Origin of the sequence: Vibrio anguillarum (assembly GCF_001989995.2) — a bacterium.
Classification (GTDB): domain Bacteria; phylum Pseudomonadota; class Gammaproteobacteria; order Enterobacterales; family Vibrionaceae; genus Vibrio; species Vibrio anguillarum.
Genome location: NZ_JAHGUP010000045.1, coordinates 1 through 9,127, shown reverse-complemented (window position 1 = coordinate 9,127; position 9,127 = coordinate 1). Strand labels below are relative to the sequence as shown.

Here is a 9,127-nt window from a genome sequence, read left to right as displayed (position 1 = left end):
ACATCAGTATAACGGTGGTCTAACTCCCAATGAATCAGAACGATTATATTGGGAAAACTCTAAAACCGTGGCCAATTTTAGTTGACCACTACACTAGTGTGCTGACTGATTCATCTATGGAAATCTCCAGCGACGAATATAATATGTTTCTTACTGGTAGCCTGTCTGATATTGATACCTTTATGAACGAAAAGTACGGTAAAAATACCATTGAATACATTAACGAGGATCTTGCTATGTGGAACTATTACTTCGATCCTAGTGAGAATCCAGTTACCGGTTTTGGTATGAATTTCCATTCTTCTAGTGGAATGCAGGTAGACTACTTCACTGCATTATCAGAGAATTTACCTTCTCGACCTCTCACCGACGAGGAGCTGAAAGAAGTCAACCGTATCGGTGATCAGGTAAGAATGCTGCAAGAGACTCTCAAATATTGGTTGCAAATTTGCCGAGACGAGCTAGTGGCCATTGCACGTAACATCTAGTTCAGAGCGGTCAATTAGGTCGGTCGAAATAAAAATGGGTTGTGGCATCTGAAACACATATACCACATTCAAGCATTCAAGAGGGACTGCCAACGCGTGGCGGCTTTGGTGCAAGTGTTTACAGTGGGTTTTTGAGTTCAGCGGTGCGTTGTTAAACACCGCTGTAGCTTCAAGTAGGAAGAGAATATAACAATCTAGAGTTACGGATGTGATGAAAATTACCATTTTTCTGTATTCACGCTCTTTTTGAACTGAGTCGCTAAAAACGTTAGCAATACGTTAAAAGCTGTCTATATTTTTCCAGTCTGCTAGAATCGCGTTGTTTATATTTTAGCCTTTAATTTTACACACTTATCGAGGTTTTACATGGAGCTTGGATTAATCATCGTTTTTATCGTGGCTGCAGCGGTCATGGTTAAGAAAGAGATGTCAGAAAATAATAAATAGACTCACACATTGATAACTTTTCTACCCCTTTTTAAATGAATGTGTCTCAAAGCCAGTATTAAACTGGCTTTGTTATTTCTACGATTTTTGGTTCCAAACCAGTTCCCCTCGCCTATTTTCCATCCCGTCAGAGATACCACAACGATGATAAATAAGGCATACTCGTTATTGCATACTCGTTATTGCATACTCACTGCAATTTCACCAAAGGATGTCCATTTTGCAAAGTCCAATTACCTTAGAAGCGCTTCATATTTTAGATGCGATTGATAGACGAGGCAGCTTTGCTGCGGCGGCAAATGAGCTAAGCCGTGCACCATCATCGCTGAGTTATCAGATCCAAAAATTGGAACAAGATTTAGATATCACTATTTTTGACCGTTCAGGGCATAAAGCGACGTTTACTGAAGCCGGCTTGCTCATTCTTGAGCGGGGTAGAGCCATTTTATCGGCGACAGAAAAATTGGTGAATGACGCAACCTTGTTAGCGAATGGTTGGGAACTGGATTTAACGGTCGCATTTGACGGTATTATCCCTATTCATAATTTTTTCCCAATGGTTGAAGCGTTAGGTAATGTCAGTAAAACACGAATCCGTCTTCAAGAAGAAATTTTAGCGGGGTGTTGGGAGTCACTTTCAACTGATCGAGCCGATTTGCTGATTTGCCCACGTATCGATACGTTACCACAAGATGTAAAAGCAGAAACCATAGGAACTATGTCAATGGTTTGGGTAGCGGCAAGCTCACATTACGTGCACAAACGAAGCGGTGCATTTGATGAAGAAGCAAGGCAAAAGTATCGAGTGATTGCGATTGCCGATACCGCGCGTGACCAGCCTGCAATGAGCGTGAATATTTTGCAAAAACAGCCGCGTCTGACGGTAACTAATTTCAGCGCAAAATGTGCCGCGTTAGTGGAAGGGTTAGGTATTGGCACATTACCGAAACAGATAGCAGAGCCACTGATCGCCTCAGGTAAACTGAAAGCAATCAGCGGATCTGAAGAAAAATCGATGCAGATCATTATGGCATGGCGGCGTAATAAAATGGGCGAAGCAAAATCGTGGTGTGTGCAATACCTCAAGAAAAACTGGGTGCTAAGTTAAAATTTTGGGCGGATCGCAGTGATCAAATCTGATCGCTACGGCTTTATTCTGGTTTATTTAAGATCAAAACCATATCTGCCGTCCCATCTTCGAAATGCACTTCAATCTCAAAACCTAATTTTTGCGCTAGCGTCAACATGCCTCGGTTGGTTGGCATGGTCATGCCGGAAATTTGTAAAGTTCCTTTCAAGCGACAATAGTCGATGATTTTTTGCAGCAAGATTTTACCTAAACCTTTTCCTTTTAAATCCGAACGGATCAAGATGGCGAACTCAGCATCGCTATTCTCAGGGTTAATGAGTGCTCGTGAAACGCCAATAATACTCTCTTGATTGGTATGATCCACTGCGACAAAAGCCATTTCTCGGTCATAGTCAATTTGAGTAAAATTGGCTAAGGCTTCATGGTTAAACTCGCCGACATCCGAAAAAAAGCGTTTGTACAAATCTTCTTTTGATACGTTACGGATAAACTCGGCATGATGCGGCTCATCTTCGGGCAAGATTGGGCGTAAGGTAATGGCCGAGTTGTCCTTTAGGATCACATTTTCTTCAAACTCACTTGGATAGGGGCGGATAGCTAATCTACTTTGTCCGTCGCCTTGGTAATCTTTTAGGACTAAGTTGGCATCCAATATGGTGAATTGATTGCCATTGGCTAAAACCGGGTGAATATCTAATTCATCTATTTGTGGACATTCAATAATCATCTGCGAGATACGAACTAAAAACTCAGATAACCCATCAATATTCATTGGCTCTGGTAGTTTTTGCAGCCGAATTTTCCCGCTGCGTATTGCTCTGACAATCAGATAACGCGCGAGCGTCATATTCAGTGGGGGTAGTGCGGCGGCGGCATCGATTGATTCATCCCATTCTGAACCACCTTGTCCCAGTAAAATGACCGGGCCAAAGGTTGTATCAGTAATCACTTTGATCCTGAGCTCTTCGCCGCCAGCGAGCTTTGCCATTGCCTGAACCAATAACCCATGAATATTAGCGGAAGGATACGAGATCTGCGTGCGATCCAATATCGCTTGAGCTGCGCTTGCCACTTCGTGGCGGTTGCGTAGATTGAGCATCACGCCTTGCACATCTGATTTATGCGCAATATCGGGCGAACGCAATTTCACCACGACTGGGTAACCAATTTGCTCGGCAATATGTACCGCTTCACTGGCATCAGAAGCTATCCAAGTTGGTAATACATTAAAATTAAAATATTTAAATAACTTACCTATTTGGTGCGTATCAAGGTGACGGGTAGGGTGTATGCATAGTTGCTCCGTTATCCATTGCTGCGCGCTGTGTATTTCTGATACATGGACAGGTTCTGCGGTTGTCGGCGTTTCCATTAGTTGTTTTTGATTTCGACGGTACTCGACTAAGTGCATGAATGCCACTACTGCACTTTCTGGCGTTCGATAGGTTGGGATGCCCGCTTGGGTAAATATTTGTCTAGCCGGGCGCGCGGTAAGTTCTCCTGACCAATTGGTTAGGATGTTAAAACGTTTATGGCGAGGGTGCGCTTTAATGGCGTCGACCACCGCTTGAGCGGTTTGCTCAGACTGCGCAATCGCAGATGGGCTGTGCATAATGAGAATGGCATCGGTTTTATCACTATCTAGCAGCACATTTAGTGTATTAACGTAGCGAGTATGATCCGCATCACCCACCATATCGATCGGATTACTGTGAGACCAACTTTTAGGCAGGCACTGATTTAGTTTTTGATAAGTAGACTCTTCAAGATCGGCCAGTTTTCCGCCTAGATCCAGCAAGGTATCGACGGCCATAATAGCTGGCCCGCCACCATTGGTAATAATAGCAAGGCGTTCACCTCGCAATGGAACGGAGTGAGTGAGTGTCTCAACAGCGGCAAAGAGTTCATGGGTATTATTCACCCGTAACATACCCGTGCGTTGAATTGCGGAGTCATAAATAATGTCGAGTGTATTGTCTCCACCAGTATGTGCTTGCGCCGCTTTACGTCCAGCAAGCGTTCTTCCTCCTTTTAATACTAAGATTCGCCGGTTACGTGACGCGGCACGCGCTGCCGACATAAAACGGCGAGCATCCTTAATCGTATCAACATAAAGCAAAATGGCTTGGGTGTGTCTATCCGTGCTCAGGCAATCAAGCAAGTCAGAGAAATCGATGTCGCTGGCATTACCAAGAGAAATAAATGCTGAAAATCCGATCTCTTTGTCATTTGCCCAATCTAAAATCGTGGTACAAACCGCTGCAGATTGTGAAATAAAGGCAATGTTACCTTTTAAGGCTGTGACAGGAGAAAACGAAGCGTTGAAATTTAACCAAGGTAGGATCAGCCCTAAGCTATTGGGACCCAAAATGCGCATTCCTGCCGATTTTGCAATTCTAGAACATTGGGCTTGGATTTCGACTCCTTGAGCATCTTCAGTATACATATCAGATGAAAGTACGATGACGGAGCTGATGCCTTTATCTGCCAATTGCTTAAATAAGGTGACGTTGCGTGTTGCGTGCGTGCATAAAATCGCAATATCAGGGACGATAGGCAGAGATTCGATACTTTTGTAGGCCAATACGCCACAGACGGATGGATAATAAGGCGTGACAGGCATAATCGCACCATCGAAGCCTCCTTGAAGTAGGTTCTTCATCACGATATTGCCAGCACGAAGCGAGCGTACTGATGCACCAACAACCGCGATCGATTTTGGTTTCAGGAATGGATTTAAATTGTTCATGTTGATGAACCTTTTACTCACGAATTACCGTTAGCTTAGCGAACAAATGCTATCCTTGTTCACTATATTGGTTTGATTGTGATCATTACGTCGTGAGACAACTGCGACTTTGTGCCATAAATCACAGTACAAGGGTATATAATCACAAAGCGAGCTTGATTCTGAGCGTCGCTATCGGCATGATTTATAGTAATTTCTACTTAAGGCGTTGAACAATTCATGAAAAAAATCACAATTGTCGGTTTATCAGTGCTTCTGGCTGCCTGTGCATCTGATACATACATTACCGATGTCACCTCTGAAAGCCATCGTGAAGAGTACAAAGTTGCTCCGGTTCAGCAACCAGTAGTCGCTCAAGAAGGCATGGCTACTGGAATTTCTGAGAGCAATGTCGAAACGAATGTGGTGAAGATGTCTCCTAACGATACAGAGAAAAAAGTCGTTAAGATGAGCCCTCAAAGCAAAGCCGCAGTAGCGCTCATTCCACCGACAGCTAAACAGACGGCAATGAATCCGCGTTTTGGCTACACCATTCAGGTCGTTGCTGTTGGATCACAGAATAAAGTTGATCAGTTTGCCAGTAAACTGCCCAATTCTGACGGCCAACCTATTTGGGAAAATTATAAAGTAGTGAATGGAACCAAGTGGTACACCGTACTTTATGGTGACTACGCAACTCGTGCCGATGCTGTTGAAGCAATTAAAACACTGCCAACCGAGTTTCAAGCAATGAAACCTTTTGCCAAAAGTATTGATACCATCAAAAATTCGGAATTTCCGACACTCAATAAGTTAAACTGATTCTGGATTTTATCGCGAATAAATGATCAAAGGGGCTTATGCCCCTTTATTGCTTATAACTTAGCCTGTTACAACAGTAAAAAGGTTTTCCTTGGCTAAAACCGTGTAACTTCACACTGAATTGATTATCATGATTTATAGTTTATTCGTCAGCAGCATGGACAGATTTTAATGACTCAAACAACAATCCTATTATTATGTGGTGGCGGTTCGTCAGAACATGAAGTTTCACTTGTGTCAGCTAACTATTTACAAGCACAACTTGAAAAAACAGAAGGTTTTCAAGTTATTCGCGTCGAAATGCGACCCGATGGTTGGTACAGTGAAAAGGGCGATCTGAGTTTCTTAGATACGAATGCTGCAACGTTGAATACCAATGGCGTCGCCGTCAATATCGATTTTGTGGTTCCTTGCATTCATGGTTATCCAGGGGAAACGGGCGACATTCAATCGATGATCGAGCTGGCTGGCATCCCATATTTAGGTTGTGGTCCAGAAGCCAGTGCTAACAGCTTTAATAAAATTACATCTAAGCTTTGGTACGATGCGCTGGGTATTCCTAATACACCTTATCTTTTTCTTTCAGAAAATAATGCACAAGCGCATCAGCAGTGTAAGCAGGCTCTGGAAAAATGGGGAAGTGTGTTTATTAAAGCGGCGAGACAAGGCTCATCTGTTGGTTGTTACAAAGTCACCGAGGTTTCCCAGCTCAACAGCGCAATCGATGCGGCTTTTAGCTACTCGGAACAAGTTCTGGTTGAAAAAGCAGTGAAACCTAGGGAATTAGAAGTTGCCGCTTATCAGCTTGATGGTGTTTTATATCTTTCTAAGCCGGGTGAGATCATCGCACCAGAAGACGCATTTTATACTTATGAAGAAAAATACAGTGCGACTAGCCATTCGATGACTGAAGTACAAGCTCAGAATTTAACCAGAGATCAATTGGAAATGATAAGTGATTGTGCTGCTAGGGTTTTTACCCACATGAAGCTTAGGCACCTTGCACGTATTGATTTCTTTTTAACCCCAGAGGGAAACATTTATCTTAATGAAGTTAACACCTTCCCTGGCATGACTCCCATTTCAATGTTTCCTAAAATGTTAGAGCATAATGGGCATAGGTTTCATGAATTTCTAGCCAATTGTGTGACAACGTCACTCAATCAAAAGGTTTAATGACCTTAAATTTCATCTGTTCACTTTCTGCAATGTCGAGTTTACCAATGTATTGAGCTGGCATTGCAGGGCTTAACCATCGTCCAAATTGCTGAATATCTTGAGTTTTATAACCTTGTTTAGCCAGTTCTTGAGCCGCACCAACACGGGTTGATTGGCCTGAAAACTTCAATTCAAATATGCCTAAACGTTGCCCTGCATGACGTAAGATACGGAAAATAGATGCATCATTTAAAGATCTATTTGAAATATTGCCATGGCGATCGATTGAACAAAACACAATGTTCGATTCTTTATTGAGTAATTGTAGCCACTTTTTAAGTGCAAGAGAGGCCGATTCAGAAAGATAATAATCGACATTTCCCACGATGATCTTCATTTGCCCATCCACAGTTAAGACTTGGCCTGTACTTAGTTTTTTAAGCTCACTTCGTTTCAAAGCACACTCAAACATCACATAATAGATTGCAAGATCGCGGATATCCTTTTTGTTAGGTGAATGAATAAGTTGTATATCTAGTGCTAATAAATGTTTTTTCGTTAACGGTGTCGCTTGCTTAGCATCATCACCTTTCTCTCCTTTAAGACGAAACAAAGAAAGTTGAGTGAGTCGGTTTTGCGTGGGGTCTTTCATCGAAAGTAGGTGATGGATGATACCAATGGTGACCATGTAACGCCTGATAGTCGCGTATTTTCTCACACGAGCTTCCGTTTCGATAAATTGCCTAACAGCTGTTGTTGAGCCAGGAAGAGGAGTAACACATCTTATTTTGCAAAATGTAACAAAATGATTCCAATCTTTAGTCATGGCCAAAGCGGAGTTCTTCGAATATTGCCAATGTGTCAAATGTTGAAATTGTTCAAAGCAAACTGTGTCGGAAAATTCGGTAACCTTTTGTTTTAAAATCATAGGATCTGTGATGAGAGGGATGTTTTTTTTCATCTTGATGCACTATAACAATATGGTTTATCGATAAATATACTTGATAACGGTGAAGATACAATTATTATTTAACTAACCTATAATTAAAAAGACCAATAACATATGGCTATAGCGACGTATCGAGGATTTACCCTTACATCTGCGCCTAACTCTACAGATATATGGCAAGTTAAGATCAAAAACCATGTTTTGACTGGTAACCTTGCGGCAGTTAAAAAAAGCATAGACTGGTGGTGTGATACTGCCTCTATCATTGATCCTAGAGAGTTCAGTGCGGTAGGTAAGAAGAGAGAAGCTCCAAATGGTAAACAAGAGCAATTTGGCGGCTTTACACTGAAGAATGATACAGGTGAGCTCAATGGGTGGTATTGCTTTTTCAATGGTCGCTTAATCAAAGGTTCAAAAGTGGCTATTCAAAAACATATCGAAGCTTATTTGCTTGCAAAACAGAAAGCAGAACAATTAAAGAAGTAAATGATTTATGACACTTGTATATTCTACGGATTTAGGCCGTATCAAAGCTGAGCCTGAAGTTATAGAACGCCCTAAAGGAGATGGAGTGGTTAGAATCCATCGTCAAACAAAAGGGCGAAAAGGGAAAGGCGTGAGTATCGTGACCGGCTTGGATTTAGATAATACAGCACTAAAGCTATTCGCGGCAGAACTCAAGAAAAGTTGTGGGTGTGGCGGCTCAGTAAAAGATGGTGAAATAGAAATCCAGGGTGATGCTCGAGACAAAATTAAAGCTTATTTAGAAAAGAAAGGTTTCATAGTTAAACTAGCCGGAAATTAACGTATTAATAACTAGAATGAAATCTTCGATTATCAGACTAGTTATTAGGTATTTTATGGTAAATCCAAATACTGTTAAATACACTGAATATGAACCTGACAGTAAACACAGAACATAGACTCATGAACCTAGGAAGTAAACCAAGTAATTTAACATAATATACATAATGCGCACTGTAATACCGCTTCTTTAGGCGTGCTAATCGCTAACGCCAACGCTCCGCAACCCATTGATATTGTTCTTAATCCTAGCCCGTTGTGCTTTTTTGCTATGTGTTCCCATAGCTGTTTTATTTTTGGGTTTTTGTTCCTGTCTGCGTGACATCCGAGTAATGCCAGCTCTGGGTCTATTCCTGCTTGTTCCGCTAAAAAAACTGCTTCTTCATCAGATATATAGCGTACACCTTTTCGCATTTCGCTGATTCTTGACGCTTGTACATTCAAATCATGGGCAATCTGTTTGTCTTGTACATAGTTTTGAGCCTTTTTATAGGCATCTAACAGCTGACTCTGGTACATGGCAATCCCTCCGTTTTGATCATTCTAGCTCATTTCTTCCGATTCTTCGTATCTTGAACTTCCGGATAAACGGATTTACTCTTCCGTTAAATCGGAATTCACATTAGGCCGCTCTGGTCGCT

Annotated in this window: 8 protein-coding genes and 1 pseudogene; 6 read left to right on the top strand and 3 right to left on the bottom strand. The window is 41.9% G+C overall.

The window, feature by feature from the left end:
- Window positions 1-92: 92 nt before the first annotated feature.
- Window positions 93-488 (top strand): annotated as a pseudogene (locus PL85_RS11860) (hypothetical protein); the annotation flags it as partial.
- 667 nt (window positions 489-1,155) lie between these two features.
- Complete coding sequence (locus PL85_RS11855; protein WP_064626157.1) at window positions 1,156-2,043, top strand: LysR family transcriptional regulator; 888 nt, start codon at window positions 1,156-1,158, stop codon at window positions 2,041-2,043.
- A gap of 43 nt (window positions 2,044-2,086) precedes the next feature.
- Here PL85_RS11855 and PL85_RS11850 read toward each other — a convergent pair whose 3' ends face one another.
- Window positions 2,087-4,774, bottom strand: coding sequence for a bifunctional acetate--CoA ligase family protein/GNAT family N-acetyltransferase (locus tag PL85_RS11850; protein ID WP_115340208.1), 2,688 nt, complete (start codon window positions 4,772-4,774; stop codon window positions 2,087-2,089).
- Between the two features lie 219 nt (window positions 4,775-4,993).
- Here PL85_RS11850 and PL85_RS11845 point away from each other — a divergent pair, with 219 nt between their 5' ends.
- Both PL85_RS11845 and PL85_RS11840 read left to right on the top strand, forming a co-directional pair.
- Entirely contained in the window at window positions 4,994-5,575 is a 582-nt protein-coding gene (locus PL85_RS11845; protein WP_013867790.1) for an SPOR domain-containing protein, read from the top strand.
- A 171-nt stretch (window positions 5,576-5,746) separates the two neighbouring features.
- Window positions 5,747-6,751 carry a D-alanine--D-alanine ligase gene (locus tag PL85_RS11840; protein ID WP_115340207.1) on the top strand — a complete coding sequence of 335 codons (1,005 nt, stop codon included), beginning with the start codon at window positions 5,747-5,749 and terminating at the stop codon, window positions 6,749-6,751.
- Here PL85_RS11840 and PL85_RS11835 read toward each other — a convergent pair.
- Window positions 6,735-7,694 carry a tyrosine-type recombinase/integrase gene (locus PL85_RS11835; protein ID WP_115340206.1) on the bottom strand — a complete coding sequence of 320 codons (960 nt, stop codon included), beginning with the start codon at window positions 7,692-7,694 and terminating at the stop codon, window positions 6,735-6,737. The two genes, PL85_RS11840 and PL85_RS11835, sit on opposite strands and share 17 nt — an antisense overlap.
- 102 nt (window positions 7,695-7,796) lie before the next feature.
- Between PL85_RS11835 and PL85_RS11830 the strand changes: the two genes are divergently transcribed.
- Complete coding sequence (locus PL85_RS11830) at window positions 7,797-8,168, top strand: DUF3319 domain-containing protein (protein ID WP_013867787.1); 372 nt, start codon at window positions 7,797-7,799, stop codon at window positions 8,166-8,168.
- A gap of 7 nt (window positions 8,169-8,175) precedes the next feature.
- Entirely contained in the window at window positions 8,176-8,487 is a 312-nt protein-coding gene (gene yciH / locus PL85_RS11825; protein ID WP_064626153.1) for a stress response translation initiation inhibitor YciH, read from the top strand.
- Window positions 8,488-8,636: 149 nt separating this feature from the next.
- Here the strand turns inward: yciH and PL85_RS11820 are convergent, their stop codons facing one another.
- Window positions 8,637-9,005, bottom strand: coding sequence for a DUF3693 domain-containing protein (locus tag PL85_RS11820; RefSeq protein ID WP_115340205.1), 369 nt, complete (start codon window positions 9,003-9,005; stop codon window positions 8,637-8,639).
- Window positions 9,006-9,127 lie beyond the last annotated feature (122 nt).